The 26243-nt window shown below is 68.5% G+C and carries 28 protein-coding genes; 6 read left to right on the top strand and 22 right to left on the bottom strand.

Annotated features, from left to right (window positions below):
- Positions 1-115: 115 nt before the first annotated feature.
- Positions 116-1471, top strand: a complete 1356-nt coding sequence (locus tag HUA78_RS29290) for an MFS transporter (protein ID WP_371745686.1) — start codon at positions 116-118, stop codon at positions 1469-1471.
- A gap of 62 nt (positions 1472-1533) precedes the next feature.
- Here the strand turns inward: HUA78_RS29290 and HUA78_RS29285 are convergent, their stop codons facing one another.
- Positions 1534-2724, bottom strand: a complete 1191-nt coding sequence (locus tag HUA78_RS29285) for a hypothetical protein (RefSeq protein ID WP_174466983.1) — start codon at positions 2722-2724, stop codon at positions 1534-1536.
- A gap of 454 nt (positions 2725-3178) precedes the next feature.
- Between HUA78_RS29285 and HUA78_RS29280 the strand changes: the two genes are divergently transcribed.
- Positions 3179-3511, top strand: coding sequence for a hypothetical protein (locus tag HUA78_RS29280; RefSeq protein WP_141640583.1), 333 nt, complete (start codon positions 3179-3181; stop codon positions 3509-3511).
- Positions 3512-3642: 131 nt separating this feature from the next.
- Here HUA78_RS29280 and HUA78_RS29275 read toward each other — a convergent pair whose 3' ends face one another.
- Positions 3643-3873, bottom strand: coding sequence for a hypothetical protein (locus tag HUA78_RS29275; protein WP_174477646.1), 231 nt, complete (start codon positions 3871-3873; stop codon positions 3643-3645).
- 119 nt (positions 3874-3992) lie between these two features.
- Here HUA78_RS29275 and HUA78_RS29270 point away from each other — a divergent pair, with 119 nt between their 5' ends.
- The 3 genes from HUA78_RS29270 to HUA78_RS29260 all read left to right on the top strand — a co-directional run bounded on the left by HUA78_RS29270 (position 3993) and on the right by HUA78_RS29260 (position 5617).
- On the top strand, positions 3993-4400 hold the full coding sequence (locus tag HUA78_RS29270) for a DUF1801 domain-containing protein (RefSeq protein WP_174477645.1): 408 nt from the start codon (positions 3993-3995) through the stop codon (positions 4398-4400).
- A 188-nt stretch (positions 4401-4588) separates the two neighbouring features.
- Positions 4589-5041 (top strand): GNAT family N-acetyltransferase, encoded by a 453-nt coding sequence (locus HUA78_RS29265; RefSeq protein ID WP_174477644.1) that lies wholly within the window; start codon positions 4589-4591, stop codon positions 5039-5041.
- Positions 5042-5377: 336 nt separating this feature from the next.
- On the top strand, positions 5378-5617 hold the full coding sequence (locus tag HUA78_RS29260) for a hypothetical protein (protein WP_174455369.1): 240 nt from the start codon (positions 5378-5380) through the stop codon (positions 5615-5617).
- A gap of 87 nt (positions 5618-5704) precedes the next feature.
- On the opposite strand, the gene HUA78_RS29255 is transcribed toward HUA78_RS29260, so the two are convergent.
- From HUA78_RS29255 to HUA78_RS29190, 14 genes are read right to left on the bottom strand one after another with little or no spacing between them, the layout of a single operon-like run.
- Positions 5705-6472 carry a hypothetical protein gene (locus tag HUA78_RS29255; protein ID WP_174477643.1) on the bottom strand — a complete coding sequence of 256 codons (768 nt, stop codon included), beginning with the start codon at positions 6470-6472 and terminating at the stop codon, positions 5705-5707.
- Between the two features lie 15 nt (positions 6473-6487).
- Positions 6488-8197: a hypothetical protein gene (locus tag HUA78_RS29250; protein ID WP_174477642.1), complete on the bottom strand. Its 1710-nt coding sequence runs from the start codon at positions 8195-8197 to the stop codon at positions 6488-6490.
- 27 nt (positions 8198-8224) lie between these two features.
- Complete coding sequence (locus HUA78_RS29245; protein ID WP_141640590.1) at positions 8225-8437, bottom strand: hypothetical protein; 213 nt, start codon at positions 8435-8437, stop codon at positions 8225-8227.
- Entirely contained in the window at positions 8434-10188 is a 1755-nt protein-coding gene (locus tag HUA78_RS29240) for a tail fiber domain-containing protein (protein WP_174477641.1), read from the bottom strand. Before HUA78_RS29240 ends, HUA78_RS29245 begins: the two co-directional genes overlap by 4 nt.
- Positions 10185-11588 carry a hypothetical protein gene (locus tag HUA78_RS29235; RefSeq protein WP_174462132.1) on the bottom strand — a complete coding sequence of 468 codons (1404 nt, stop codon included), beginning with the start codon at positions 11586-11588 and terminating at the stop codon, positions 10185-10187. Before HUA78_RS29235 ends, HUA78_RS29240 begins: the two co-directional genes overlap by 4 nt.
- Positions 11585-13150, bottom strand: coding sequence for a baseplate J/gp47 family protein (locus HUA78_RS29230; RefSeq protein ID WP_141640591.1), 1566 nt, complete (start codon positions 13148-13150; stop codon positions 11585-11587). The genes HUA78_RS29235 and HUA78_RS29230 overlap by 4 nt, the downstream gene beginning before the upstream one ends.
- Positions 13147-13632 carry a hypothetical protein gene (locus tag HUA78_RS29225; protein ID WP_141640592.1) on the bottom strand — a complete coding sequence of 162 codons (486 nt, stop codon included), beginning with the start codon at positions 13630-13632 and terminating at the stop codon, positions 13147-13149. The genes HUA78_RS29230 and HUA78_RS29225 overlap by 4 nt, the downstream gene beginning before the upstream one ends.
- 48 nt (positions 13633-13680) lie before the next feature.
- Positions 13681-14091: a GPW/gp25 family protein gene (locus HUA78_RS29220; protein ID WP_141640593.1), complete on the bottom strand. Its 411-nt coding sequence runs from the start codon at positions 14089-14091 to the stop codon at positions 13681-13683.
- Positions 14091-14741, bottom strand: a complete 651-nt coding sequence (locus tag HUA78_RS29215) for a hypothetical protein (RefSeq protein WP_141640594.1) — start codon at positions 14739-14741, stop codon at positions 14091-14093. Before HUA78_RS29215 ends, HUA78_RS29220 begins: the two co-directional genes overlap by 1 nt.
- A gap of 2 nt (positions 14742-14743) precedes the next feature.
- Positions 14744-15376, bottom strand: a complete 633-nt coding sequence (locus tag HUA78_RS29210) for a phage baseplate assembly protein V (RefSeq protein ID WP_141640595.1) — start codon at positions 15374-15376, stop codon at positions 14744-14746.
- The gene (locus HUA78_RS29205) at positions 15373-15927 is read right to left on the bottom strand and encodes a hypothetical protein (RefSeq protein WP_174462133.1); all 555 of its coding nucleotides are present in this window, start codon (positions 15925-15927) and stop codon (positions 15373-15375) included. Before HUA78_RS29205 ends, HUA78_RS29210 begins: the two co-directional genes overlap by 4 nt.
- A complete protein-coding gene (locus HUA78_RS29200; RefSeq protein ID WP_141640597.1) occupies positions 15924-16808 on the bottom strand; it encodes a hypothetical protein in 885 nt (294 codons plus the stop codon). The genes HUA78_RS29205 and HUA78_RS29200 overlap by 4 nt, the downstream gene beginning before the upstream one ends.
- 1 nt (position 16809) lies before the next feature.
- Entirely contained in the window at positions 16810-17838 is a 1029-nt protein-coding gene (locus tag HUA78_RS29195) for a hypothetical protein (protein ID WP_174477640.1), read from the bottom strand.
- Positions 17839-17842: 4 nt separating this feature from the next.
- Entirely contained in the window at positions 17843-18322 is a 480-nt protein-coding gene (locus tag HUA78_RS29190; RefSeq protein ID WP_174477639.1) for a hypothetical protein, read from the bottom strand.
- A 235-nt stretch (positions 18323-18557) separates the two neighbouring features.
- On the opposite strand from HUA78_RS29190, the gene HUA78_RS29185 reads away from it, so the two are divergent.
- Complete coding sequence (locus tag HUA78_RS29185) at positions 18558-18977, top strand: hypothetical protein (protein ID WP_174477638.1); 420 nt, start codon at positions 18558-18560, stop codon at positions 18975-18977.
- A gap of 439 nt (positions 18978-19416) precedes the next feature.
- Here the strand turns inward: HUA78_RS29185 and HUA78_RS29180 are convergent, their stop codons facing one another.
- From HUA78_RS29180 to HUA78_RS29155, 6 genes are all read right to left on the bottom strand, one after another.
- Positions 19417-20277, bottom strand: a complete 861-nt coding sequence (locus tag HUA78_RS29180; protein ID WP_174477637.1) for a hypothetical protein — start codon at positions 20275-20277, stop codon at positions 19417-19419.
- Between the two features lie 3 nt (positions 20278-20280).
- The gene (locus HUA78_RS29175; RefSeq protein WP_141640601.1) at positions 20281-20670 is read right to left on the bottom strand and encodes a hypothetical protein; all 390 of its coding nucleotides are present in this window, start codon (positions 20668-20670) and stop codon (positions 20281-20283) included.
- A gap of 15 nt (positions 20671-20685) precedes the next feature.
- A complete protein-coding gene (locus HUA78_RS29170) occupies positions 20686-21954 on the bottom strand; it encodes a phage tail sheath C-terminal domain-containing protein (RefSeq protein WP_246136933.1) in 1269 nt (422 codons plus the stop codon).
- Between the two features lie 329 nt (positions 21955-22283).
- A complete protein-coding gene (locus tag HUA78_RS29165; protein ID WP_141640603.1) occupies positions 22284-22790 on the bottom strand; it encodes a hypothetical protein in 507 nt (168 codons plus the stop codon).
- Between the two features lie 237 nt (positions 22791-23027).
- The gene (locus HUA78_RS29160; RefSeq protein WP_174477636.1) at positions 23028-24569 is read right to left on the bottom strand and encodes a DUF1501 domain-containing protein; all 1542 of its coding nucleotides are present in this window, start codon (positions 24567-24569) and stop codon (positions 23028-23030) included.
- A gap of 3 nt (positions 24570-24572) precedes the next feature.
- Positions 24573-26243, bottom strand: a complete 1671-nt coding sequence (locus HUA78_RS29155) for a DUF1800 family protein (RefSeq protein ID WP_174477635.1) — start codon at positions 26241-26243, stop codon at positions 24573-24575.

The raw sequence follows: 26243 nt of genomic DNA, 5'->3' as shown, positions 1-26243 counted from the left end.
GACATGCACGTGGGCTCCCGTGCATAGAAGAGAGGTGTCCGACTCTCCTGGCTCCTCTCCACCTGGATCGCCGCCCGCGTCCGCCAACAGAGGCTCCCGGCTCGCGTCCATCGCGGTGGCGAGCGCGCTGTTCATGGAGTTCGTCGACTCGACGGCGCTGTCCACCGCGCTGCCGACGCTGTCCGTGGCCTTCGACACGGACCCCATCCACCTCAAGCTCGCGCTGACGTCCTACATCCTGGCGCTGGCGGTGCTCGCGCCCGCGAGTGGCTGGGTGGCCGACCGCTTCGGTCCTCGTCGCGTCTTCATGCTGGCGATGGGCGTGTTCCTCATCGCGTCGGTGCTGTGCGGCTTCTCGCGGACGCTGCCCCAGCTCGTCGTCTTCCGCACGCTCCAGGGGTTGGGGGGCGCGCTGATGACGCCGGTGGGCCGGCTCATCGTGGTGGGCTCGGCGCCCCGGGACAAGCTGGTGTCGGCGCTGAGTTGGTTCACGATGCCGGCGCTGGTGGGGCCGCTCATCGGTCCGCCGCTGGCGGGCCTCATCCTCGGCGTGGCGGACTGGCCGTGGATCTTCTTCATCAACGTCCCCGTGGGGCTGCTCGGCATGCTCGCGGTGTCGCGCTACGTGCCGGAGCTGCCCCAGCCGCACCCGGGCCCGTTCGACTGGAAGGGCTATGCCATCGCGGCGGTGGCCATCATCCTGACGATTGGCGCGGCGGAGACGCTGGGCGTCGGCCTGGTGCCCGTGCACATCCAGATGGGCATGGCGCTCGTGGCCGTGGGGGCCATCGCGCTCTACGTGGCGCACGCGCTGCGGATGAAGAAGCCGGTGTTGGACCTGCGGCTCCTGAAGCTGTCGACGTTCCGGGCCAGCACGGCGGGCGGTGGGTTGGTCCGGATGGGCCTGGGGGCGACGCCGTTCCTCTTGCCGCTCATGCTCCAGGTGGGCCTGGGGTGGGGGCCGTTCGAGGCGGGCATGGTGACCATTGGCACGGGGCTGGGGGCCATGTCCTGCAAGCCCGTGGCGCCGTGGGTCATCAGGCGGCTGGGCTTCAGGACGACGCTTGTCGGTTCCAATCTGGCCGCGGCGGTGCTGACGGCGCTCCCGGCGTTCTTCCGCAACTCCACGCCCATTCCGCTCATCGTCGCCACGTTGATGGTCAGCGGCTTCGTGCGCTCGCTGCAGTTCACCGCCATCAACGCCGTGGCGTACGCGGACATCCCTCCGGAGAAGATGAGTCAGGCTTCCACGGTGGCGGTGGTGACGCAGCAGATGGCGCTGAGCGTGGGCATCAGCCTGGGCGCGCTCATGCTTCACCTGGCGCGAGGCAGCGGGGATTTGCCGCTGACCCCGGACCGCTTCTTGTTGCCGTTCCTCGCCGTGGGCGTGGTGTCTTCGCTGGCGGGTCCGCTGTTCAGGCGGTTGCCAGAAGACGCGGGCTCGCGCATCGGTGGGCGCGCGGTGAGCTGAGCGGAGGCGCCGCGGCCCGGGCTGGAGGGGACCTGGACAGCGAACGCCCCCGCTCACTTCCCTTAGCGACCGTCGTGGTAGCAGAAGCCGTAGGTGCGGTCGAAGCCGCCGCCGGAGCGGCCGTAGTTCATGTAGCCCAGCTCCTCGCCCGGGCCGCAGTTGCTGCGCGCGCGCTCATAGGCGTAGCAGGTGCCCTTGCCCGTACGGGCCAGGTCCAGACACGCGCCGCGCGCGCCCTCGGTGCCGCAGAACTCCGCGTAGCCCACGCTGCACTGCTCGCCAATCTGCGCGGGGTCGAAGTCGAAGCCGAGCGGCTGGAGCACGGACTGCTCGATGCACAGGCCGTAAACGCCGCACACGGTGCCCGTGGGGCAGCCCGGGTTCGCCGCCATGAAGTCGCACGTCTTGAGGCACTGGGCGTTCGCGGAGAGCAGGTCCGTGCAGGTGAAGCCCTGCTCGCAGTCCGTGGAGTCCAGCTCGTACTCGCTCACCGCCGGGGTGGTGGTGCACGCCTGGCCGTGCGTCTTGGTGCCCAGCGCCCGCTCCAGCGTGCCGTCGCTGGCGGCGTAGTTGGTGGGCACGCAGGTGGTGTCCGGCAGGTTCGCCGTCAGCGAGCCCTCGCGCGGATCGCAGCCACCCGGGCGCACGGTGTTCCACGTCGCGAAGCGGATCCACTTGCACTCGCCGCCCGGCACCACGGCGCTGCCCCAGTACGGGGCGTTGAGCGGCGCGGCGTCCACGGACTCGCGGAGCACCACGTTCGCCAGCGCTCCAATCGTCTGGTCCGGCGAGACCTTCAGCGCGACGAGCATCGTCCCGGAGTCGGCGACGAGGTACTTCTCCGTCGGCGCACCGGAGTCCTGGTAGCCCATCACGCAGCGATCACACGTGAAGGTGTTGCCTCCGCCCACGGACAAGTCATACAGCCCGGGCGCGGTATTCACGTCCAGCCGGAGGTACGCCAGGTTCGTGGCGGTGGGGGCGGCCGGGTTGGTGAACGTGCCCCGGTACGTCGGCTGCTGCGAGTACCTCACCGGCGTCAGCTCCACGCCGTTGCTCAGCTCTCCCAGCGTGATTTCGGTACAGCCCGGGGGAGGCGTCAGTGCCTTGGACTGCTCCTCGATGGAGCGCACTTCCTCCTGGTTCGTCGCGGGCTCCTTCGTCGTGGTGGGGCCACAGCCCACCAGCCCCGCCAGGAGCACCGCACCCCAACGCAAACCCTTCGCAGACGTATCACCGAGACGGGACGCCATGTTTCCACCAATCCTTGTCATGCACGCACGCGTGCCGCCAGCCGGGAAGTCCCGGGGGCTGTGGAAATACTTGTAGTGTTGATACTGATGCAACTTCATTTCGACGGAGGTCGAGATGGAGCGAGATGACCTTCAAATGGCAAGTAAGTCCGCCCGCGCAGGGATGGAACGGAGCGCGCGCTGGAAGGTCGCATCTGTTTCCCTTGGTTTACTCGGAGTTCTGAAAAGGGATGTTTCGTGCGGACTGCGCGTGTGATTGGCGCAAGTGGCGGAAGGGGACTGGCCGCGCGGTCCACTCCGATGAGCGGCGCCCAATGACTACGTGGGATCCACAGGGTCCTGGGTGCCCCGGACGGGTGTGACGCCTCGGGCCGAGGAGGAGGGCGCTTCCTCGCACCGAGGTCCGCGAGGGAATGTGCTCTCCTGCAGGCCTCCCTTTGGAAGGAGTGTCACCATGAAGAGCACCCTGAGTGGTTTCGCCGTGCTGGCCGCGGGCTTCCTGATGGCGTGTGGCGGGGAGTCCCCGCCGCTCTCGGAGCAGCCCGTTCCGTCGACTGTCCTGGAAGGCGCGCCCACGGAAGGCACCGCTGGGGAGGTGTCCGCCCAGGCCTGTGTGCAGCTCTACCGCCCTCGGTACAGCGCCTGGTACAGCTCGCTCCCCTACAGCGAGGAGGGGCTGGTGGCCTCCTGCTATACGAACGATGACTGCACCACGGAGTGTTCAGGCTCGGGGGATGGGCCGTACGCCTCGCACTCCGGCTTCTTCTACTGCACCTACTGCCCCTGAGGCGGACGTTGGGTGCGTAGGGCTTGGGTCCGCCCCGGAGTTCTGGGGCGGCCCATGCGTCTTTCAATCGCAGGGAAGCGTCGAATGCAACGTCGACGACAAGCGCGGAGCGGCGCCCCTTACGGGGGGGCTCAACGGACTTGCATCGACGTGGTGATGCTTTCGACCGCGCGCAGTTCCTCCGGCGAGAGCGCACGCAATGCCTTCAGGGTCTGCTCATGCGCTGCTTTATACGCGGTCTCATCCGAGCGCAGCATCGCGGCCTCTCCCGCGCGCACGGCTGTCGTCAGCGCCATCACGGTGCGAGTGTTGACGAGCTTCGCCGCGAGTGCTCGCTCGAAGTGGTCCGCATTGCCAGCCACGGTTTCAAAGCCAGAACCGTTCGTGAGTCCTGTCCCTTCAGGGACTGTCGGTTCCTGCGGAGTTGGGGCGTGTCATGGTAGACACCGGGACGCAATCGCCGGAGAGGAGACACAGGACCATGGCCGCGAAGCGCGCTGTGACGCCCCCGCAAGACGGCTCGAATGAGGTCACCGCGCTCCTCGACGAGCGAGCGCACCCGCTGCGCAAGGACATCGACCAGGTCCGAAAGCTCATCCTCGGTGTCGACCCCTCCATCTCCGAGGCGGTGAAGTGGAACACCGCGAGCTTCCGCACCACCGAGTTCTTCGCGGCCGTGCACCTTCGCTCCGAGGACCGCGTGCAGCTCGTCTTCCACACCGGCGCGAAGGTGAAGCAGAGCGCGAAGAGTGGAGTCGAGCTCGACGATCCGGAGGGACTCTGCCGGTGGCTCGCGAAAGACCGCTGTCTCGTCACGCTCAAGTCCGTGCGGAGCCAGCGCAAGGCGCTCGAGGCGCTCGTGCGTCAGTGGATTCGACAGGTGGAATGAACCCAGGGTGAAGACGCAGTCCGTGCGGGACCTCGGCGAACGGCATGGGGCTCCTGCGTGCCTTGCGGTCCTGGGGTGTCTCGCCGGTCCAGATTCCCGCGCTTCGTCATGCCCGAAAAAGCTAGAATCTCTCCACCATTCGCCTCGCGACGTCCCTCGCGGCGCAGACTGGACGGAGCTGTTTCAGAATGATTCTCCGCATCGTCACGGATGAGGACCTTCCCATCTTCTTCGAGCACCAGTGCGACCCGGAAGCGCTGCGCATGGCCGCGTTTCCATCGCGGGAGCGCGACGCGTTCATGTCTCACTGGCGCACGAATGTTCTCCGCCCTGAAAACGTCAACCGCACCATCGTTGTGGGTGGCGTGGTCGTTGGGAACATCGGCAGTTGGGAACAGGATGGAAAGCGCCTCATCGGCTATTGGGTGGGGCGCGAGCACTGGGGCAAAGGCATCGCCACCCGGGCCCTCTCTGAGTTTCTCGCGCTCGTGCCCGCCCGGCCGCTTCATGCGTGGGTCGCTCTCCACAACGCCGCGTCGATCCGCGTCCTCGAAAAGTGTGGCTTCCAGACCCTCATCGATGAGCATCAGGAACACCCGGATGAAGTCGCCGAAGTCCTCATGAGGCTGGGTTCGACGTAGCGAAGGTCGTCTGGCTTTCCCTTCGAGGCATCACCGCGTGCCGTGACGACAAGAACCACGGGTGGGGCAGCTGGGCGCGAGGTGTGGACGTGGCGCCGCATCTTCTCGACGAATCCCGTCCGTCGGCAGCCGGCCTGTGCTCGCCCTCCTCGAAATCAGCGATGGCTCCCGTGGTTTCGAAAGCATGCCGAGAAGGTGGGTCGGTTCTGAATCACAAGCACCCGATGACGCAAGGTGTTGTTGATGGCGTGGAGCCGATTCGCACCGGGTTGCCCTGGGAGGAGGTGCTACTCTTGCAATGTCTTTCAATCCAGAAAGGCGCTTGAGGAGGCGTACATGCGGATCAAGTCCTTTATCACCAAGGCGCTGCTGACCGTGGGCTTGCTGTCGGGCTGTGGTGGCGTTGACGCGGAACAGGACCCCTCGGTTGAGGCTCTTGCGTGCGGGGGCGTGTGCGACCGCCTCTACAACCGCTGCCTGTTTCTTGAAAACAGGCCGGCTGATGAATGCGTCGCGGATTGGGATGCCTGTATGGCTCGCTTCTGCCCCGCGGTAGACGCGGTTGAAGCGGAGTAGCAGGTCCTTGAGCAAGAGCGGCCCGCCCAGGCATTCCCTGGGCCGGGCCGTCGTACGGCGGTGGCTCCACGCGCCAGCCTCCGACGGCTACGTCACCCGCCGCACCTCGAGGATGGTGCCTTCCAGCTCCGGCGTCCCCAGTGAGATGAGCTGCTCCAGCTCTCCCCGGACGATGAAGTTCGCCTGAGCACGGCTGAAGAACGTCTCACCCACGGGCTCCATGGCGCGCTGGATGTCCAGGAGGCTCGCCGCGGGCTGTAGCAGGCGCAGCCTCACGCCCGACTCGTCGGGATACGTGTCCTCGTCCTCAAGGTTCCCCATGTCCGCGGAGGCGGCCAATGCAGCGGCCAGGGCACGTGAGAGCAGCGGCGCGGCGTTGCCCGGGGCCTTCACCCAGGCGCGGATGGACAGCGACAGCTCACACCGGCGCCGCTCCAGGAAGCCGTCGGCGCGGTCTCCTCGCAGGAAGGCGACCACGGCCTCGTTGGCCACGGCGGGCGCGCGGTAGAGGCGCAGCGTGGTGTCCTCGAGCGTGTAGTCATCGCCCCTGCGCAGCGGGTGCCCGGGCGGTGACTCCACTTCGCTCACCTGTCCGCGCGCCATCGCGGGGAGCGTGAAGTCCTTCGTCGTCCCGTTGCCCGCCCAGCGGTGCACCTGGGCGAAATAGGACGGCTGTCGTTGCGCCGCCAGGTCATCGCCTTCCGGAAGCGCCAGCTTCAGTCGGGAGGCATAGACCTCGACGAGCGCCTCCGCGTCGGCGGCGGGTCCTCGTGAGGGGCCGGTCGCGACCTCCACCGTCTCGGGGACGGCGGGGCGCAGGGCATCGTGGAAGTAGGACTCGATGGCGAGGAGCATGGGGTGGGGGTCTCGCTACCTCGGGAAGAGTGCGTAGGTCTCCCGCTGGGGGATGACCACCTGGAGCCCGGAGAGGGTGATGTCACCGGCCACGCGCGACTGGACGAGGACTTCCAGCGGCGGCGGGCTTCCGGTGCCCCCGGGCGGCGTGAGGGTGGCCAGGGCCTTGGCATCCAGCGCGACGGAACCGTCCTCGCGAGCCGTCACGTCGAGCACCTTCGTGCCCCAGCGGAGCTGAAGACGGGGCGGGAGCGGAGGCACGGCGGTGAGTGGACGCAGGCGTGGACGCGAGCATGCCCAGAGCGCCTCCGCGTCCTCTTCCGCTCCCGGAAGGCCATTCTCCCGAGGCAGCCACGGGCCCATGGCCTCGGTGCGATGCAGCGCGGTGCCAGGCGTCAACGCGCCCGGCGTGGGAGCGGTCTCCGCATGGTCCGTGAGGCTCCAGAGGACATCTCCTTCGTCCACCGTGAGGACGGCCCACCACGGGCCCGTTCCGAGCGCGAGCGGCTTGCCAGGAGTGAAGGCGACCCAGCGCGAGGCCCACGGAGCCGAACCCTCCTGCTCCAGCAGCAGGGGAATGGAACCGCCAGCCAGGGGCGCATCATCGGGCCGGTCATGCACGTCGGCATGAAAGGCGAGGGTTCCCACCACGCGCCGGGTCAGCGGCCGCAAGTGGAGGTCCAGGGCCGCGAGCGGGCCCGTGGCGCGCGTCGCACGGAAAGCCTGCGCGGCGGAGTACCCGGAGCCGCAGTGGTGAGACAGCGCGGGCATCGAGGGCGGGCGCGGCGCGAGGGGAAGGTCCTCATCGTGCAGTTGATGCTGGATGTGGAACCGCACCTCGGAGAGCGCGCGGTCCCTGGGCACGGTGACTCGCGCGGACACGCTGCTGTCCGTGTTCACCGCCAGCGTCTGGCTCTCCGCGCCGTCGCTCCAGCGCTGGATGACCTCCAGCGTGTCCATGACGAGCTGGACGCGGTCGAACATGCCCAGCCCCGACGAGCGCAGCGCCACCGCCACCGCGCCGGACTTGAGGTCCACCGGCCACGCGCGCTGGAGCGCGTCGCTCAACGCATCCTCCAGCACCAGCTCCTGCCGGGGCAGCAGGGGCAGCGCATGGTGGAAGAACAGCGCGCCCGCGCCTACGCCCACGGTCGCGGTGAGGTCGGGAGGCCGCGCGGGCGCGCGCAGGGCGATGCTCGCCACCTGGGTCGCCGCCAGCGTCTTCGGAGTCCCCACCGGAGGCGGCGCGCTGCTCGCCTCCACGAACTCCACCAGCAAGCGGCTGGCGAGGATGCCCGGCAGTGGCGCTGGCGCCACGGCGTTCACCGACACCGTGTCCGACGGCGTCGGGGGATACCAGGCGCCGCCCTCCGCGACGCTCAGGCGTCCCTTCTTCTCCGTCTGCGTGGGAGAGGTCGGCAGCCGCACGTCCACGGAGGACAGGGGACGACGCGCCCCCCAGTCCAGGCTGAGCCAGGTGATGGGCTGCGCGGGGTCCAGGACGGTCTGCCCCCCGCTGGTGGCCAGCGTGGCGGTGGGCGACAGGTTCACCGTTACGTCATCCGACGGCGCGCGGACGGTGAGTGCCGCGCGCACCAACGCCACGCCCGCCGGCACTTCCAGGGCGACGACGAGACCGGCGGTGTCCACCGGAATCTGTGCGGCCGTGGGAGGCGTGGCCGTCCCGGTATAGGTCAGCGTGGCGCCGACGCGCGTATCACTCATGGCGGAGTCCTGACGTCGTGCGGGGAATCAGCGAGCGGCTTCCTTGATGTCCGTCACGGTGGCGGTGCCGCCCTCGGCCTTCGCGGGCAGCAGCTCCTGGAGCACCTGCATGGCGCCCTCGATGCGAAGCATCGTCTGCACCAGATGCGAGCGCTTCGCCTCCAGCTCCGCCATCATCTTCTGACCTGCTTCGTGCTCGGCCCGGAGGTCCGCGAGGCGCTTCTCGATGGCATCCATCATGACTTCAGCTCCTGGTTCTGGAGACGCTGCTCGAGCGCCGCCAATCGTTCGTCGTATTGCTGCTTGAGTTCCTTGAGGGCCGCGATGGCGAGCACGCTGAAGGCCTGGTGTGCCAATCCCTTGATGACCTTGCCGCCCGCGGATTCGAGCTTCAGCTCGCTGACGAGCTCCGGGAAGACGGTCTCCACTTCCTGCGCCACCAGGCCCAGATTGAGGTCACCGGTGTTCTTCCAGTTGAAGCTCACGGGCCTGAGCGCCAGCACTCGCGGGAGGATGTCCTGGAGCGAGGTGATGTTGTCCTTCAGCGACGCGTCCGAGGGGCCGCGCCAGATGCCGTCCTGCTGCATCCACTGGCCGTTGCCGTTGCTGTGGAACAGGTGGAAGGTGCCCTGGCCCTCGTAGCAGAGGTCCATGAAGCGGCCAGACGTGTTCTCCTGGATGCGCAGGCCCGCGTTGGCCGCCTGCTGGACGACGTGCAAGGGCGTGGACGGGCGGGGCGTCCCCATGCCAATGAACCCATTGACGAGCGTCAGCCGCTCGGCGCCGGCCTGGTGGAAGATGATGGAGTCGCCCGGCTCGTTCGTGCAGGCGATGACCAGACGGCCGTTCTCCTCTTCACCGGGCAGCGGGTTGGGCACGCGGTAGTAGCGGATGAAGGCCGCGTCTCCGGTGCCACCCCACGAGTCCTCGGGGAACTGGATGCCATTGCCGGACGCGTTGCCGATGGAGGGCATGATGGCGCCGCTGACGCGCAGGCCGCCGCCCTGGATGTCCAGCCGCGCGCCCGGCGTCACCGTGCCGATGCCGACGCTGCCGTCCGCGCCCATCCACATCGTCTGGGTGCCATTCACCGTGAAGGAGAATGCGTTGCCAACCCGGGCGCCCACGTCCCAGAACAGGCCCGTGGCGACGCCGCCGCTCAGGCCGTAGCGGATGGACGCGCGGTTCTCCGTCTTGTGCCAGATGACGTGGGGGTTGTTGATCATCAGGCCCGCGCCACCGCCGGCGCCGATGGTCACCTGCGCCGTGCCGCTGCCCCAGTCCGTCGTCGTGTTCACCACGAACCTGTCGAACCCGGCGGCGGCCCCCGAGAGGCGGATGTCCAGCGCGCCCTGCGGGTCCGTCGTGTTGAGGCCCACGCTGCCGCCGGACTTGATGTGGATGCGCGGCGTGCCCAGGCCCGAGCCCGTGTCCGCGTCGCCTCCGTCCTCGGTGATCTGCAGGCCGGTGGCGGTGGCGCCCTGCTCACCGCGGAGCTGCCAGCTCTTGGCGCGGCTTCTCAGCACCAGCCCCGCGCCCTCCGTGCCGCCGGTGGTCCGGATGACGGCTCCAATGCCCCAGCCCGTATCGCCACCGCTCCGCAGCTCCAGGGGGGCGTTCTGGTTGCCACTGCCCGGCGCCACGACGAGCAGTCGCTTGGTCCCCGCCGCCGCTCCGATGCCCACGTTGGCCGTCGCGACAGACAGCGGGCCCGTGAGGTTGCCACCGCCGATGGACAGCTTCTGGGTGTCCAGGGTGCTCAGCCGGGTGGCCAGGTCCACGCCGCCCACCGACATCGACACGGTGGCGTCCACCCGGCTCACCTTCAGCACGGCGGTGGCGGAGATGCTTTCGCCATCCAGTTGCCGGCCGTCGTCGGAGCCATGGTGGGTGTGGGCGCGGATCTCATCCCGCGTCTTGATCTGCATGTTGTTCCAGGTGTCCGCCAGGATGGGGTCACCGGACTTCGCGGTGTAGAAGGGATCACTCATGACTGGAACCTCGAGGTATCGAAGCGGGTCGCGGAGAAGACGCCGTCCCAGGCGAGCTTCTCCTGGGGATCTGGGAACTGTTCGTGCAACTCGATGGTGGAACCGAACGAGGTCAGCGCGTCCTTCGGCTCCAGCTTCTCGGTCAGGGACGTGTCGACCTCCATCCGGAGCGGTCCCTCGCTGGCGACGAGCGCCTCCGGAGGCAGGGGCAGCGTGAACTCGATGCGCGTGCGCACGCCGGCGCAGCGGCCGTACTCCAGCGCGCGCATCAACTCCTTCACCAACCCAGGCAGCCCGGGCACCACCTGGTCCTCGTTGGGCACCTGAAGGTGCGGCGGGATGTAGTCGACGGGGATGGTCAGCGTGCAGGTCGCGGGCGTTATCTCCGTCCAGTCGAGGCGCACGTCCGCGCGCGGCGTGGCTCGCACGGGCAGGGCCCACGCCACGGCGGCGTCCCGTCGTGTCTGGGACCAGCTCGTGAGGTAGGAGTGGACCTGTTGTTGATCCAGCGTGTCGTAGCGCCAGTGGTTCTCGCCCAGCGCCAGGTCGGGGACGTGCTGGTCCTCCTCGAACACGGAGAAGCGGGACTCGGGCGCATCGAAGCGCGTGAGGACGCCCGGGTCCGTCAGGGCGGAGAAGCGGGTGGGGTGCGTCCGGATGACGGGGTTCTTCACGGGGTCCACGGGAATGCCGTCGATGAAGGCGGCTCGCTCGTCGCGCAAGGTCAGCGTGGAGTTCAGGGGAACCCGGCCCAGGAAGATGAGGTCCAGCCCGGACTGCTCGTGGCGGAAGACGGGCACGGCGATCTCCTTCTCCGTCGCCTTGAGGGAGATGGCCGGCGATGCGACGTGGAGCCCTCCGTTCGTGGCGATCAGTCGCTGGCCCCCGCTCACGTTGCGGAAGCTCGCGCTCGAAGGCGTCGGGGGATTGTCCTCCAGTTCGACGCGAATGGTCCGGTAGGTGCCATCCGTGCGCGGCACGGAGAAGAGGCCGACCGCGAGCTTCCCCTCCCAGGTAATCACCGGCGGCTGCCGTGCCATGTAGACCAGGGACACGAGCCGGAGCAGCGCGCGCGCGGAGGCCATGCCGGTGCGGTGCAGCTCCACCACGGTGGCGACGCGCTGGCGGAGGTAGTCGGCGGACTCTCCCCGGCGAGGCAGCAGGTTGTAGAGCGCGGCGAGCTGCCCCAGCTCCGAGTCCGCCTTGTTCGCCAGCGACTCCTCGACGGGAAAGCCCCGCGCGAGCGCGTGCCAGCGGGAACGCATCAGCCGCGTCAGGCCTCCCTCCATCTGCTCCAGCTCCTGGGCGAGCGTGGAGAAGAAGAGGTTGAGCTTCGTTCCGGACTGCAGAACGGGCGGCAGGTAGCCCACCATGCGACGTCTGCGTTGGTCCGCGCTCATCCGACACCCACCAGCTCTGCCCCGCCGAACTGCAGCCGGACGTCGGCTCGCACCAGGAGCTGGGTGACCTGGGCGGGCACGACATGGGCGGGATTCGTCGCCAGGACGAGCGTCGCGGTGATTCCGGTCTCCAGGGTGACGTCGCAGCCCAGCAGCGCTTCGATGCGCGCCTGCGTCTTCAGGCTCTGCTGCAGGGAGTCGAAGGTGAGCTTCGCCTCGCGACCCATCTGTGCGTCCTCGGAGAGCCGCGCCGCGTACACGTCCAGGGCGCCTCGCAGTGCCTCGCGCACCTGCTCGGCCGTGCGCGCCTCGCCACTGGACAGCGAGACGACCAGGTCCAGCCGCCACGTCGGCGCGCGCAGGCGGGTGATGCGCGGCGGCTTGAGCTCCAGGTCGATGCGCGCGGCCTCCAGGGGCTCCAGCTTCCAGTCGCGGTTGGCGCCATACAGTCGGCCCGCCGTCTCCTTCACGAGGACCTTCTTGATGGGAGGTCCGGGGTCGGTGCCCCAGACATACGTCTCCACGGACAGCTCGTTCACCCTGCGCACCGCGGGGTTGCCGAAGAGCAGGGCCTCCAGCTTGCGGCGACTCACGGGCGCGCCCACGGGCAGCTCGTTCATGTGGAGCGCGAGCGTCTGCTGGAGCTCCCGGCGGAGCCGGTCGAACGTCACCTCGTCCATCTCCGGGTTGGTGGGCTCCACCTGGAAGTCCACCTGGAAGAAGACGGTCTTCGCGTAGCGGAGCCGGACGTGGATGCCGGCGGCCTTCGTCTCCCGGATGGCGGACTCGACGCGGACCACGCCCTCGACGTCCGACTCGAAGTCGGTGTCGCCGACGAGGACATCGACGACGCCCGGAGGCGCGTCGGCGGGCTCCCTCACCGTGACTTGCTGCACGCCCTGCTGGCGCACGGCGGCGGCGATGGACTCCAGCGTGCCCTTCTCGCCATCCCGCAGCGCGGTGCGAGCGCGCGCGCGGAGGTTCTCGTCCGTCTCATCATCCGAGCCGCGCCGCAGGGGGGCCGGATTGGTGACGGCCTCGATCCCCAGGATGGGCCTGGGCATCAGCGTCAGCCGGAAGGGGTTGATGACGGGAGGCGCCTCGGCCGCGGCCCCGGCGTCGTCCTGGATCTCCTGCACGGGAATGAGGACGCGCGTGTCGCCCTTGCGCAGGGTGGCGTCCTCGAGCGTCTCGAAGAGGGGGAGCGGCTTGCCGTCCGCCGCCAGGCCCGTCAACTGCCGTCCCGCGGGAATGCCGATGTCCTCCGGCGCGGGGGCGGCGCGGCTGAGCTCCACCTCGCCGGTGAGGCGACCTGCGCGTGCGCGCTTCAGGCCCAGCACGGCGACGACGTTGTCCAGCGCGGCGCCTTCCGCCGTGTCGAGGTAGCCGGAGCGATGGGCCAGCTCCATCATGGCGTAGAAGGTCGCCATCTCCCGTGCGTAGGCTTCGGCCAGGGTTCGCGCCATGCCACCGGCGTTGGGGTCCGTTCCCGGCCCCATGTTCTTCAGCAGCCGTTCGACGATGGCGCTGAAGGTGGTTGTCTCGGGAGGGATGAGGCTCAAAAGGAGATCTCCCACATCATCTTCATGACCATGTTGGAGCCGCGATTGACCTCCTCGAAGCGGACCCGGTTGAAGAGGATCTTCGTGGTCTCCCCCAGGGTGACTTGAATGCCGGCCTCGGTGAGCGGCTGCACCGTGGCGTCGGTGATGGCGGGCAGGGTGGCCGTCACGAGGGCGCGCACCAGGCTGGAGCCGTCACCCGGGTCGATGACCTCCACCTTGGGCGCGGGGTCCTCGGCCTCGGCCGCCGGGCCCTTCAGCACGGTGTCCCCGGGCACTGGCGCCTCGGTGCCAGTGCCCACGACGATGGACCATTTGACGGGCAGCCCGTTGACCCGGCCCATCAGCAGCTCCGCCACCAACCGCTTGCCCGCGGTGGTGATGAGGTTGGGGACCCGGCGCCGCTCCATCAGGGAGCCATCCAGGTTGAGCAGCTCGAGGGTCAGCACTCCGTTCATGCCCTGCTTTTCCTTGCCGTTCATCACGCTCTCCCGAAGTCGTGTCCGTACCCGTTGCCCACGCCGCCGCGCTCAACCCAGGTCGAGCGCCAATCCCAGCTCCACCGCTTCACCGCTGATGGCCTTGATGCGGGCTCGCACATCCACCGCGCCCGGCACATCCGCCCGGGCCGTGACGCTCAACTGCGTCACCTCGTCCACGCGCGGGTCTTCCTTGATGGCCTGCCGCACGTAGCGGCGCAGCAGGTCCAGATTGGCGCGATCCAACGGCTCGCCGATGAGGTCCGCCACGCGGCTGCCGTAGCGCTGGTGGCCCAACTGCTCCAGGTGTCCCCGGTAGACGATGAGCCGCATCGTCAGGGCCTGGATGAGGTTGTCCTTGCCGCTCACCGTGGTGGCGCCGTCGTCCGTGGACCAGTCCAGGTCCACGCCGCCCGATTCGTTGAACTTCAGGCGCAGGTCCGTCTTGAGCTCGTCCGCCATCAGAGCAACCTCCCCGGGCCCGCCGTCGCCCCGGGCGAGCTGGGAATGCCCGGGGAGACCTTGAGGCGCGTCATCATCTGTGTGAGCGCGTTGGACAGCGTCTCGGCCATGGCGCCCGCGAGGTCCGGCGCGTTCTCGCCCCGGATGCCACCGGCCATGAGGAAGCCCAATGCAATCGGCTGGAGCATCGGCTTCGCGGGAGCGGCGCCCATGAGACTGCCGGGCGACGACGTCACGAAGCCCGCGATGGCGATTCCCGGCGCCACCATCACCTGGACGGTGAAGAGGATGAGGGCCTGCTCCACTGTCTGGGCAATCGCCTTCGCCAGCGCGTCCCGCTGCTCGCCGTTGATCTTGTTCGACGCGAGCAGGCCCTTGGCGATGGGCTCTATCTGCGACGCGCCGGGGCCCCCTGCCGGCGGTGGCAGCATCATCCCGGGCCCCGCGGTGCTGCCCGCGCCCGGTGGCGGCGGCGCGGCGGCGGGGATTCCCGGCGTCACCATGGCCATGGAGGCGAAGAGCGTGAAGGCCTGGCCGCAGGCGTCACCGAGCGCGGTGGCCAGGTCCGGAGCGTTCTCTCCCCGGAGGCTCGCGGACTGCATCGCGCTCTTCGCCAGGGCGCCTATTTCGCTTCCGCTCGGTGCAGGCATGGCTACTTGGCCTTCACGTCCTTGGAGCCCTTGAGCGGAGCGCCGGTGAAGTAGCACTTGTGGCTCATCTCGGTGATGACGCCACTGCCTCCCTTGCCCAGGTCGATCTTCCCGGACGCGTCCACCGTGCAGTCCGTGCACTTGAGCTGCACGTTGCCTTCCACCTCCAGCGACAGGTCCGTCTTGCCCTTGATGGTGATGACGTCGTCCTGCTTCACCGTCACCACCGTCTCGCCGGCGGTGATGACCACCGACTGCTCCTGGTCGATGGCGATGGACGTCTTGCCACCCGGTGGCGAGACGACGCGCCACTCGTCCGCTTCGTGAATGGGCGGGTTGAGCTTGTCCGAGTACAGGCGTCCGGTGATGACGGGGCGATTGGGGTCGCCGTTGAGGTAGGTGATGACGACGAGGTCTCCGGCGTGCGGCGCGCTCACCATGCCGATGTGCGGCGTGGCGATGGGGACGCGGCGCAGCTCCAGGCCGCTCTCGCGCAGCTTCACGTGGCACTCGTGGTTGTTCGCGTCGCCGTCCGCGTGCGGGAAGGCGCTCGTCACCACTCCCAGGTCGCCCAGGCGCAACGACGCCAGCTCGTCCCGGATGATGGAGCGGATGATGGTGACCAGGTCGCTCACGTCGTGCCTCCCGCGAGCAGCGGCATGCTGCCAGCACCCAGCGAGGGAGCGGGTGTCGTGGGCGGCGGCGCGGCGAGCAGCGCCTCACCGAGCGCCTTGAGCGTCGCCTTGACGCCGATGACGGACTCGCGAAGGGACGTCAGGGACTGCTTGGGCAGATAGCCCTGGAGGATGACGACGGCGCCGGCGCGAATCTTCTCCAGGACCAGGTGCGCCGCGTGGGCCGCGCCGGCGAGCGGGGCGAGCGCCTCCATGCCCATGTCGCGCATCTCCTGCTCGGACTTGTCGCCAATGGCCTTCAGGCCCTCCAGCGCGGGGTCCAGTTTCTCCAGCAGCTCGGGGATGGCCGCGACCTGCTCCAGCTTGGCGATCCACCCGATGATGAGGTTCAGTGCATTGCCCAGCGCGTCGATGCCCACCTTCACGGGGGCGCCGATGCCGAACCTGCGCACCAGGCTGACGATGGCGTTCACCGTGTCCGTCTTGAGCAGGTTGTCCACGGCGATGACGAGTCGGGTGATGCTGTCGACGATATCGGCGGTCGTGCTCACGGAAGGTTCTCCAGGTCCTTGAAGGGTCCGAGCGGATCGAACCCGCCGATGGCCGCGCCCAGTGCGCCGGCTTCCTTGCCCACGGCCTGGAGCTTCGCGAGGAAGTCCCCGGCGCCCGCGATGCCCTTGACGATGTCGAGCGCGGCGCCCAGGTCCAGCCCGGTCATCTGCTCCAGGATGTTGATGCCCTCGGTGGCGAGCTTCTCGATGAACTCGCCCAGGCTTCCGGCCTGGCTGAGCGACTGCACGAATCCGATGATGGCGCCGGGGTTCACCTTGCCGAGCGCGCCCAGCAGGCTTCCGAAGTTCTTCCCCGTCAGCGAGCCCTTCGTGCCGTTGACCACCGAGCCCAGCTCGTCCGGAGACAGGTGGCCGAGCAGGTCCGGGTTCGCGTCGACGGCGTCCATCAGCGACTCGGGGTTCTGGAGCACGCCCGCGGCGTCCGTGGAGCCCTGGGCCCAGGACTGAGCGTCGTCGGCCACCGCGTCGTTCACCGCGCCGACGCCCGCGTCCTGGGTGGCGGGGGGCTCGACGTACTCCTTGACGCGCAGGAAGAAGCTGAAGCGGTTCTGGTGTCCCGCGAGCTGGCGGACCTGGAAGTCCGCGATGAGGACGTCGGTGAGGTCCGCTCCGGCGATGGCGTCCGAGGCGAACGACATCGGCGTCGCCTTCATCTGTGCTTGTCGCAGTTCCTCCAGCGCCGCTTGCGGGTCCTCGCCGAGGAGGAGTCCTTCCATGACGACGGTGACGGGCTCACGGCCCAGGTCCTGGAAGACGGAGCCGGACTGACCGGGCACGCGCTGCTGCACGAGGTTGCGCGCGTCCTCGGTGTAGATCTGCGTGAGCCCGATGAGCTCGATTTTTCCGATGCGGACGGGCATGTCAGAGTTCCATCCGGGTGGTGAAGCCCGTGCGGGCATTCAGGGTGTGACGCACCGAGCGGACGCGAAGCACCTTCCCGGACAGCAGGGCCTCCACGGGATGGCCCTCCGGGATGTCGTCCACCTTGATCAAGTCTCCAGGCTTCACGGCGGGCGCTCCCAGCACCTCGATGAAGCCGTGCAGCGGACGGGCGGCCAGCGCGCCCACGCGGGCCTTGGCCTGATCGGACGCGTCGGCGCCCGCGCGGACCGAGCCGTCCTTCACTTCGCGCGAGCTCTTTCCCGTGGAACCCGCCTGCACCTTGCCGCTGGTGCCCAGCGCGGCCTTGCCATGGACGGAAGCCAGGTCGTCCACCAGCCAGTGCGCCTTCTTCTCGCCCTGTGAGCTGGCCGCGCCTTCGCCCCAGACCTCGAAGCCGTCGATGGCGGGGAGCGGCTTGCCCAGTTGCGTGCGCAGCACCTGGGCGTCGTAGGCGAACGTGTGGTCCGCGCCGCCCTGCTTCGGCGCCGTGAAGTACACCTTCCCCTCGCCGTCGGTGAAGACATCGAAGCCGCACTGCTCTCCGAGCTGGAGGATGTGCCGCAGGGCGCGAGGCCCGCGGTGCAGCACGTAGCTGGGGAATGTCGGGCCGTCGTCGACGGTGCCCGGCGTGCCGCCCGCCTTCTTCACCAGCTCACGGACGATGGAGCCCGCTGACATCTGCTCGTAGGCGCCCGACACGTCGAGCCGCGCGAGCTTCGCCAGGGCATCTCCGCCGATGACGATGGACGTGTCCGGCGCGGCGCGGGCTTCCAGCACCAGGCCGGTGAAGACGGTGACCGCGCCATCGCCGCCATCCAGGGCGATGGTGGTGGTTTCTCCGGGAGGAGGGAGCGCCGCGTCGGAGGGCACGAGCTCCACGGTGCACCGGCCGCCCGCGCCGTCCATGGTCAGCTCGCTGGTGATGGAGCGGATGAAGGCCTGTCCCTGGCGGGCCTTGTTGGAAGCCCGGAGGGAGCCAATCGTCACGGAGTATCCGATGCCTGCCATGGGCTCAGACCTCCAGTCCGTGACGGCGTGCCGTCTCGCGAAGGATGTCCACCAGCGCGTCTTCCAGCGTGCGCCGGTCCATGCCGGCCGTCGCCGTCTCCGTGCCCAACTGCACGTTCACGTTGAACGTGTTGCGAACCGCCGCGTTCGCACCGGAGTCCACGGCGGGAGTCGAGGCGGGACGCGAGGAGCGCTCGACGGTAAGGGCCTCGTGGGTGACTTGCTGGGCTCGCTCCAGGACGGGCGTCAGACCCTGGCTCACCTGGCGCACGACCTGGGATGTGGCCAGCGCGGCCGGTGGCACCGCGCGCTCCGGCTCGGGCGACGACGGAGGATCCACGGGCTCGGCTTCCGTGGGCGGAAGGAAGGTGAGGCGGGACCTGGGTCGTGAGACGGCGGGCGCGGCGGGACGCACCACGGGCGTGGACTGCGCGACTGACCCTGGCGCCCGGAACGCGGCGGGAGTCGATGACAGCACGCGCATGACGGGCGGCGCGGACGGGAGGCTCGTGTGAGCCTCGACGGGTGCGGAGGGGGGACGCGGGGTGACCCCGACCGGAGTGCTCGCCTCGTAGCGAGGTGCGTCCGCTGTCACTTTGTGAGCCGCGGGCGGCACGTTCGAGGAAGCATCTTCGCCGCGTGCGGGCAGGGGACTGGCGCGCTGGAGCGTGGGGACGCTCTCGCTCGCCGAGGTCTCGGCGGGGAGCGGCATCGGTCGCATGAGTCGCACGACCTGTCGCTTGGGCGACCGGGGCTCGGTGGCCTTGATGGAGACGCGGAGTCCCTCGGACGAATCGCTGCTCGTGGCGAGCGACTCCGGAGGGGCACTCAGGGGGGACGAGCTGGCTGTTGATTCGACGCCATCGCTCGGAGTCCGCGCCGCGACAGGCGCTTCGTCCGTGCTCCTGTCCCCCATGCCCGAGCGCTTCGACGGACCCGCCGAGAACTCCGAGGGCAACGAAGTCGATGCGCCCGCGTGGAGTGTGGCTGCGTCGAACCTCACCGGGTGGCTCGCACCGGAGTTCACCGAGTGCGTGTCGTCGCCGGGAGCCATCTCGGAGACTCGCGCGTCGCTCGCGAGGGGAACACCGGCGCGCTTCCCGGACGAAGGCAGGTCGTGCGCCGGAGAGGAGGAATGACCCTCATCGGACGTGGGCGCACGACTCACGGACCTCGAGACCTCGGAAGCGGAGACCGGCGTCACCGCGGGCCGCGAGGGCGCGACGGACCGGGGAGCGATAGGGGCCGAAGGGACGCTGATGGGCTCAGGTCGAGCGACGAGAGGCCCGGAGGGGCGCTGTCCATGAGGACCCGGAGCTGCATCCACCTCGCCGCTGGAGCGTGAAGGCGAGAGGAGACCGGTGGGCCGAGCCGTCGCCGGTGCCTCCACTCTGGGACGCACGGTGGTCGCATCGCTGCCCGAGGTCGGCGCTGACGCCTCGTCAGGTGAAGGCTCGCCTTGCTCTGAAGCATGAGGAGCAAGCTTGACGCCGAGCTGTCGGGCGACACCTTCGAGTGCTCGAAACGCCGGGCGGGCCAGTCGCGCGGTGAGCTCGGTGGTGGTGAACGTCGTGCGCATCAGTCGTCCTCCACCTGAATGACCACCGCGTCGGGAAAGTCGGAGAGTCTCCTCGGCCGCGAAGTCGGGGCCGGGGCGGGAGCACCAGGCTCCGTGAGCTGCAACATCGCGAGCAGCCGGTCCACCTCGGCGGCGGGGGTTGCCCAGACCTGGGAAGGTGTCCACCCCAGGGCACGACAGAGCTTCAACGTCACTTCCGCGAGGACCCGGGCTTGTTTGCCCGAGGCACGCATCGTGCGGTCTTCATCGCGCTCGTCCCCCGCGTTGAGCGCGACCACGGCGTCCAGCAGCGCGGCGGTGCTAGCCCCATCCAGTTTCTCCAGGGGCGCCGTGGGAAAGTGCTCCACGACGGAGCTGGAGAGCATCGAGCGCAGGTAGCGCTCCAGGCTGAGTTCCCTCGAGCCATCGGGCTGCGACGTCAGGCTCTCCTCAAGCGCCCGGGAGCGCTCGGAGAACGTCCAGGGCCGCAGTCGGACACGCACCGCTCCCGCCTGCACCCAGCCCGGTGGAAGCGTCCCGGGCGAAGGCTCCTGTGCCCCGCCCGAGGCCCACCACAACGCGAGGGGCGCCAGCTCCGCGTGGAGCGACTCCGGCACCCCTGAGTTCCGCAGCACGTCGGCGGCGAAACCGTCGGCGTCGAAGGCCAGTCCCGCGCCATCGAGCCGCGCATGAAGGTCGAGCGCCCGCAGGTGCGCCTCGAAGCTCCACGGATGGAGCGCGAGACGTTCGCCGGTGGAGCACTCCACCTCCAGGGCCCCGGAGTTGACTCCTGGGTGGAGGTGGAAGGTCCGGCCGTCGATCTCCAGGGAGATCGGCGCCGCACCGGACTCCGTGCGTGAGCTGGCGGGCGACTCCCTCACGGACTATTCCTCGCGGATGCGGGTCGCCGTGAAGGCGTACGTCGTGGCGGCGCTGCCGTGCGCGTCCATCTGGAAGGACTTGCCCTCGACGAAGCAGTCGTCGAAGGACAGGGTGCGCGTGTCGTCCGTGCCCTCGGTGCGCTTGAGGTTCGCCACGAGCTGGAACTTGCCGCGCTCGGAGAGCAGGGTGTCCAGCTTCACGGCCGCGGAGCGGATGACCAGCTCACCGATGACGGTGCGCAGGCCGAAGATGACGTCGACGCGCTCGTTGGACCCGATGGCGCGAATGTCCTCGCGCTCGGTGACCACTCGGAATGCGATGGATTGGAGGCCGTCCACGGCCTCTCCGTCGACGAGGATGCTGCTACGGTTGGCTGAGAATACCGTTGGCATCGGTGCGTTCCTTCATCAGACCTGGACCGTGATGGTCGCGTAGATGTAGTCGATGGCGCGGACGGGTCTGACGGCCATGTTGACCCTGACGATTCCGAGCGCGAAGTCCGCCTGCGAGGAATAGACCTCCACCTTGAAGGCGGGATCCTTCCCGTCGGTGGAGGGGACGATGGCGCCGTCCTTCTGCATCTGCACCAGCGCCTCCACCAGCTTCTGCTTCAGGGCGCTGCGCCCGTCGGCGTTGTTGAGCAACCCGATGAACAGGTCGCCCACCATCTTCAGCGTGCGCACCGCGCGGTCCGCGACGCGGCGGACGTTGATCTGATCTCCGTCCGTCGTCAGGCCACGCACGACGATGGTGCCCCGACCGCGCTCGGTGACGACGGGGACGACGAAGGCACGCAACAGCGCCTTCTGGTCCTCCACGCCCACCAGCAGTTCGTTCAGTCCGGAGACGCGCTTGAACGTGGGGGACTGGTGCGGCGCCAGGCTCCCCACCATGCCGGCGACCGCGCCCACCGTGCCGTGAGGCGCGACGAGCACGAACCGGTCGCTGACCAGGTTGGCGGCGAGCTGCGTGTTCTCCGCCATCGTCCCGGCGGGAGGAACCTGTCCGAAGCCGAGGCGGCCCTTGCTCTCGCTGCTCAGCGTGTTGCAGTGGCTGATGACGTCGCCGTAGATGCGCGTCAGCTTGGTCCGGTCGGAGAAGTCCTGCACCGCGGCCAGCACCAGGTCCACGTCCGGCTGGTCCTTCAGTCGGCCCAGCGCCGTGGCGTAGTCGTCCGGCGTGGCGTCCTTGCCCGTGGCCAGCGTGTACGTGCCCGCGGTGGGCCAGCCCACGCCCTTCGTCGTGTCGATGCGGATGAACGACGACGTGTCCAGCGACGAGGTCAGCGACGCGGAGTTGACGTTGCGCAGCACCTCCACCGAGCCGCTGGAGGGGTGGGTGACCTCCAGGTCGAACGACACCGACAGGTCGATGTTGTCACGGTAGGTGACCTTCAGCGTGATTCCGTTGGCCCACAGGCCTGGGACTCTCGCGATGAAGGTGGCGCCAAACTTATCGCCGACGTGCCCCGGCGGATATTTGCTGTTGTCGGCCGCGACGGCGATCGTCGCGGCGGTGCCCGCGGTGGCGGGCAGGGGGGAAATCACCAGCTCGGAGACGCCATTGTCCAGCGCCTGGCGCGCCTCCGGGAGGCTGTAGGCGCTCGCGCGCCCGGCCACCTCCAGGAAGCGAGACCAGCTGCTGGCTCGGACGACCTTGCCGTTGGCTGACTCCAAGAAGCCTGTGATTCCAAGAACCCCAGACGGTGCAAGCTGTTGGGGCAACACTTCCTTGACGACCGTGACCTGGACACCAGGAATGATGAGACCTGTGGCCATACGCTCCCCGACCCTCGCCAGCGAGGGGGTGGAAATCCCTGCTCCGGGTGCAGGTTCCCTGGACCGCGTGCCTGGGCTTGCGCCCACCCCTGATGGGGGACGGTCCTATTCATAGACACTGATTTGAGAAAAGCGTGCGCAGGGCCGTGACGACACGCTGGAATTCCTGGCGGCGAGCCATCACGCCCGCGACACACCAGGAGATGCGACAGACGACAGGGGTTGAATCAGGGATTGGTGGCGGGAATCTGCACACCCGTCTTGCGCAGCGCGGCGATGGTGGTGGCCGCCAGCGTGGAGAGTTCGCCGATGATGGCCTTGCCCACGTTGAGCAGCAGGTCGACGATGGCGACGATGTGCTCGACACCCGCGCCCACGAAGTCGACGATGATGTTCAGGAAGCGCTGTCCCGTCAGCGCCAGGTTCCGCGCGGAGTCAGGCAGCAGGTCCAGCGTGGAGTTCACCAGGTCTCGGCCCGCTTCCAGCACGTCCTTGATGGACGTGACGACCTGCGGATCCATCAGCGGCTTGATGAGACCTTCGACTTGTTTGAGCACCGAGCTCAGTACATTGCGTACCGGCGTCCAGATGACGGAAATCTTGTCGGTGATGCTCTTGAATCCCGTACCGCTCACGGCCAGATACAGTTTGTACAGCGCCTGTTCGACCTGGATGGCGATGTTGTCCACTGTAGCCAAAGCGTCGGAAACGTTCGCCGCTGCGTCTGCTGCCATGGATATGTCCCCCTCAAGTGAAAATGAGTGCGCTCATGCGAAACATGAACGCATGCGCACAGTATGTTAGCGAACACTCCGGTTTCAAGGGTTTATCAGGTAGGGCACGAAACAACGGTTCGGCCCTACCATTTCCGGGTTGTCATTGCTGACCCTGGCTCAAGGTGACGCAGGGGGTCGAGGGGCGCGGAGTGGATGAAGGGGAAGGTGACCCCGCGCCCCTCTGAGAATCGTCGCTCAGGGGTCCGGCAGGAGGAACGGAATCCGGTAGGCGCGCGCGGCGGCGGGGAAGCCCCCGGAGGTTGCGGCGGCGACGTAGTCGGTGAGATTGGGGAAGGCATGGTCGCGATCAGCGACGCCGCCCAGCCCCAGCCACGACGCCAGGGTAAAGCCGTATTGGTCCACGGAGAGTGAAGGCAACCAGCGGCCCTTGGCGTCGACGGAGTCCAGGTTGTTCACGGCGCCGGCGGACAGGTCCAGGTTGGGGAAGGTGCCGTGGAGGCGGCGGCCCTGCACCCGGTCTCCCAGGACGATGGCGTGGCTGCCCCAGCCGTGGTCGGAGCCCTTGTCTGAGTTCTCAGCCAGGGTCCGGCCAAAGTCGCTCATGGTGAAGAGCGTGGCCTGGGGAGGATTCACTCCGAAGACGCCCTCGGTCTTCAGGCGGGTCATCGCCTTCTGGAAGGCGTCCAGCGCGAAGTCGACCTGGAGGAGCAGCGCGGTCTGCGTGGCGTCCTGGCCCACGTGGGTGTCGAAGCCGCCGAGCCCCACGGAGAACATCTGTCTGCGCACGCCCAGCCCTCCGCTCGTGGACGGCACGGCGCCGGCGACCAGGTCGCGTATCACCTGGTAGAGCTGCGTGTGCAGCGTCCAGCCCGTCGTGCCTTGCGGCGGGGTGAAGTAGCCGTCGATGTCGACCCGCGCGTCGTCGGTCAGCGCATCCCACGCGGCGGCGCGCGCGGTGGCTCGCGCGGAGGCGAAGGTCTGCGCGGTGGTGAAGACACCGCCGTAAGAGGCCTCCAGCGTGACGCCCCGGTCCAGGGCCACGATGTCCGCGAGTGCCTCCGAACGCAGGGTGTTGAAGTCCGCGTCGGACGTCCCCTTCATCTCGAGCACGCCCGAAGAGGACACCATCATCGGCTGTCGCTCGGCGCCTCCGGAGTACAGGGCCTTGCCGCCGAAGGAGGTCACCTCCGGATAGTCACCGGGGTTGTGCGTGTGGAGGCGGTCGGCGGTGCGTCCGCCCCAGCCGGTGGCCTTGCCCTCGAGCGCTGGGGGCAGGTCCACGGTGGAGGGGTTGGAGATGCCGCTGGCCCAGGCGTCCTGCTGGTCGCTGTGAGAGAAGAGGTTGTCGGGGCGGGGCACATCGCCCAGCTCGTAGTTGACCTTGCGCATGGGGAGGGTGAGCGGCCCCACGTTGCAGACGAAGGCCGCGCGCTCCTGCTCGAACAGCGCCTGGAGCTTCTCCAGCGAGGGATGGAGCCCATAGGCGCCCGGCGCCAGGCCCACGGGGTTGATGGGCCGCAGGTCGTTCAAGGGGATGCCGAGCGTGGAGCGCGCGTCGAGATATTGCGCGTGGATGCCGGCGTCCCGGGGGACGAGGACGTTGTTGGTGTCATTGCCACCCAGCAGAAAGACACACACCGTCGCGCGGTAGCCGGCGTAACCGGACAGCGTCGCGGCGGCGGCGTTCCCGAGCCAACCGGGCATCGGGGAGGAGACCGCCAGATATCCCAGGCCCAGCGAGGTGCCACGGAGGAATTGTCGTCGTGAGAAGCTCATGGGCTACCTCTGGATCTGGAATTCGGGAGCGAGGGACGTGAGGTAGACGGCGAGCTTCTTCCTGCGCAGGGTGTCGCCGGCATCCGGGTGGGAGATGGCATTGAGGACGATGTCCCGCAGCTCCGGAGACATGGTGCCGTGCAGGAAGTAGCGGTTGAGCCACTGCACGGTGTCGCTGGAGTTGACGGGGAGGATGTCCAGGTCGATGAGGACGCCCGCGTTGGCCGTGGCCGCCGCGAAGAGCAGGTCATGCGTCACATTGGCGCGCGCGGTGACGGTGGCCGTGTCCAGGATGGCGAACTCGGGACCGAGCAGACCTCCTCCTCCCGGGGCGGGCGCGTTGGGCGGGTAGTAGCTGAAGACAGACGGAGGTTGGGGCACGTATTGCCCCATGGATTGGCTCCAGGAGCTCAGCTTCGCGCCGGGGTCCAACGTGCCCGTCGTGTCGAGCGTCCCCTTCAGGCCGCGGACGAGCGTGGTGACGTGGAGCGCGGGCGAGCGCAGGTGGCCGAAGGTCGCGACCTGCGCGGCGGGAGGCACGGGGCCCCGGGCCTCGTCGTGCTGGAGGATTCTGCGGATCACCGCGCGCAGGTCTCCCCGGACGTCGCTGCCGTTGTTCTTGAAGATGTTGACCACGTCCTGCACGTACTCGGGGCTGGGGTTGCTGGTGACCAGGTGCTGGATGAGCTGCTTGCAGATGAACGGCGGCAGGTTCGGGTCGTCGAAGACGTTGTCGAGCGCCTCTTTCAGGTGCTGACGAGGCGTGCCGTTGGCGGTGGTCCACACGCCCCGGAGCAGCTCCTTGGACGTGCTGTTGTGGTTCACCGCGCAGTCCATCATCGGCGCCGCGTAGGTCGGCGGATTCGTCCGGCCGATGGTCGGGCAGGTGGGGCCGGCATAGGTCCAACCGGAGAGGGCGTGGGCGAACGCCTGGACCTGCGCCTCGGTGTAGGACGGCGTCGTGCGGCCCAGGTTGTCGAGCACCGGGGTGCCGTTCTCATTCAGCTTGTGGAGGCCGAGTGTGAAGAGCTGGAGCATCTCCCGCGCGTAGTTCTCGTTGGGCTCGATGGGCTGGCCGTTGGGCTTGAAGGCCCGGTTGTTGGCCATGTCCAGGTACGTGCCCATGGCGGGGTGCAGCGTCACGTCCTCCAGGAGCTGGCGGAAGTTGCCGAACGCGCGCTGGGACAGGAGGTTGAGGTAGCTGGCCATCGCCACGCGCGGCTCGGGCTCCGGCGTGGACATGACGTTGGGGATGCCGTTCTGGGAGACGACGAGAATCTGGCTCAGGGCGAAGGCGATGCGCAGCCGGAGCTGGTCCTGTCCATGGACGGCATGGAAGAAGAACTGCGAGCCCAGGTCCTTCGTCGCAAGGCCGTCGAAGGTGGAGCGCGGCGCGGCGAATTGGTCGGTGATGGCCTGACGGATGCCCACCGTCATGACGTGTTCGACGGTGTCGATGGGCGGCGTCGGGGCGCCAAAGGCCTGCCGGGGTCCGAAGGTCGCCTGCTCCAGGAAGCGCAGGGTGTTGGGCTCGGTGGGCGTCTCGAGGGGCTCGGCGTGCTGCTCCTGTTGTCCTGGCGCGTCGAGCGGTGGGGTATGGGAGGTGGGCGGGCCCTCGTCGGGTGCGCATGCGGCCACGCACACGGCGAGGGTGAGAGTGAGGCGTCGAATCAT

It is taken from the genome of Myxococcus sp. CA033 (assembly GCF_013336625.1).
Classification (GTDB): Bacteria; Myxococcota; Myxococcia; order Myxococcales; family Myxococcaceae; genus Myxococcus; species Myxococcus llanfairpwllgwyngyllgogerychwyrndrobwllllantysiliogogogochensis.
Note: the sequence above shows the minus strand (reverse complement) of the source record. Positions and strands in the feature narration are given on the sequence as shown.

Bases quoted from the DNA above. Each gene is read 5' to 3' on its own strand.
- HUA78_RS29285 (WP_174466983.1), bottom strand. From the start codon at position 2,724: ATGGCGTCCCGTCTCGGTGATACGTCTGCGAAGGGTTTGCGTTGGGGT.
- HUA78_RS29280 (WP_141640583.1), top strand. From the start codon at position 3,179: ATGAAGAGCACCCTGAGTGGTTTCGCCGTGCTGGCCGCGGGCTTCCTG.
- HUA78_RS29270 (WP_174477645.1), top strand. From the start codon at position 3,993: ATGGCCGCGAAGCGCGCTGTGACGCCCCCGCAAGACGGCTCGAATGAG.
- HUA78_RS29265 (WP_174477644.1), top strand. From the start codon at position 4,589: ATGATTCTCCGCATCGTCACGGATGAGGACCTTCCCATCTTCTTCGAG.
- HUA78_RS29260 (WP_174455369.1), top strand. From the start codon at position 5,378: ATGCGGATCAAGTCCTTTATCACCAAGGCGCTGCTGACCGTGGGCTTG.
- HUA78_RS29255 (WP_174477643.1), bottom strand. From the start codon at position 6,472: ATGCTCCTCGCCATCGAGTCCTACTTCCACGATGCCCTGCGCCCCGCC.
- HUA78_RS29250 (WP_174477642.1), bottom strand. From the start codon at position 8,197: ATGAGTGATACGCGCGTCGGCGCCACGCTGACCTATACCGGGACGGCC.
- HUA78_RS29245 (WP_141640590.1), bottom strand. From the start codon at position 8,437: ATGATGGATGCCATCGAGAAGCGCCTCGCGGACCTCCGGGCCGAGCAC.
- HUA78_RS29240 (WP_174477641.1), bottom strand. From the start codon at position 10,188: ATGAGTGATCCCTTCTACACCGCGAAGTCCGGTGACCCCATCCTGGCG.
- HUA78_RS29235 (WP_174462132.1), bottom strand. From the start codon at position 11,588: ATGAGCGCGGACCAACGCAGACGTCGCATGGTGGGCTACCTGCCGCCC.
- HUA78_RS29225 (WP_141640592.1), bottom strand. From the start codon at position 13,632: ATGAACGGCAAGGAAAAGCAGGGCATGAACGGAGTGCTGACCCTCGAG.
- HUA78_RS29220 (WP_141640593.1), bottom strand. From the start codon at position 14,091: ATGGCGGACGAGCTCAAGACGGACCTGCGCCTGAAGTTCAACGAATCG.
- HUA78_RS29215 (WP_141640594.1), bottom strand. From the start codon at position 14,741: ATGCCTGCACCGAGCGGAAGCGAAATAGGCGCCCTGGCGAAGAGCGCG.
- HUA78_RS29200 (WP_141640597.1), bottom strand. From the start codon at position 16,808: ATGCCCGTCCGCATCGGAAAAATCGAGCTCATCGGGCTCACGCAGATC.
- HUA78_RS29195 (WP_174477640.1), bottom strand. From the start codon at position 17,838: ATGGCAGGCATCGGATACTCCGTGACGATTGGCTCCCTCCGGGCTTCC.
- HUA78_RS29190 (WP_174477639.1), bottom strand. From the start codon at position 18,322: ATGCGCGTGCTGTCATCGACTCCCGCCGCGTTCCGGGCGCCAGGGTCA.
- HUA78_RS29185 (WP_174477638.1), top strand. From the start codon at position 18,558: ATGAGTCGCACGACCTGTCGCTTGGGCGACCGGGGCTCGGTGGCCTTG.
- HUA78_RS29175 (WP_141640601.1), bottom strand. From the start codon at position 20,670: ATGCCAACGGTATTCTCAGCCAACCGTAGCAGCATCCTCGTCGACGGA.
- HUA78_RS29165 (WP_141640603.1), bottom strand. From the start codon at position 22,790: ATGGCAGCAGACGCAGCGGCGAACGTTTCCGACGCTTTGGCTACAGTG.
- HUA78_RS29160 (WP_174477636.1), bottom strand. From the start codon at position 24,569: ATGAGCTTCTCACGACGACAATTCCTCCGTGGCACCTCGCTGGGCCTG.
- HUA78_RS29155 (WP_174477635.1), bottom strand. From the start codon at position 26,243: ATGATTCGACGCCTCACTCTCACCCTCGCCGTGTGCGTGGCCGCATGC.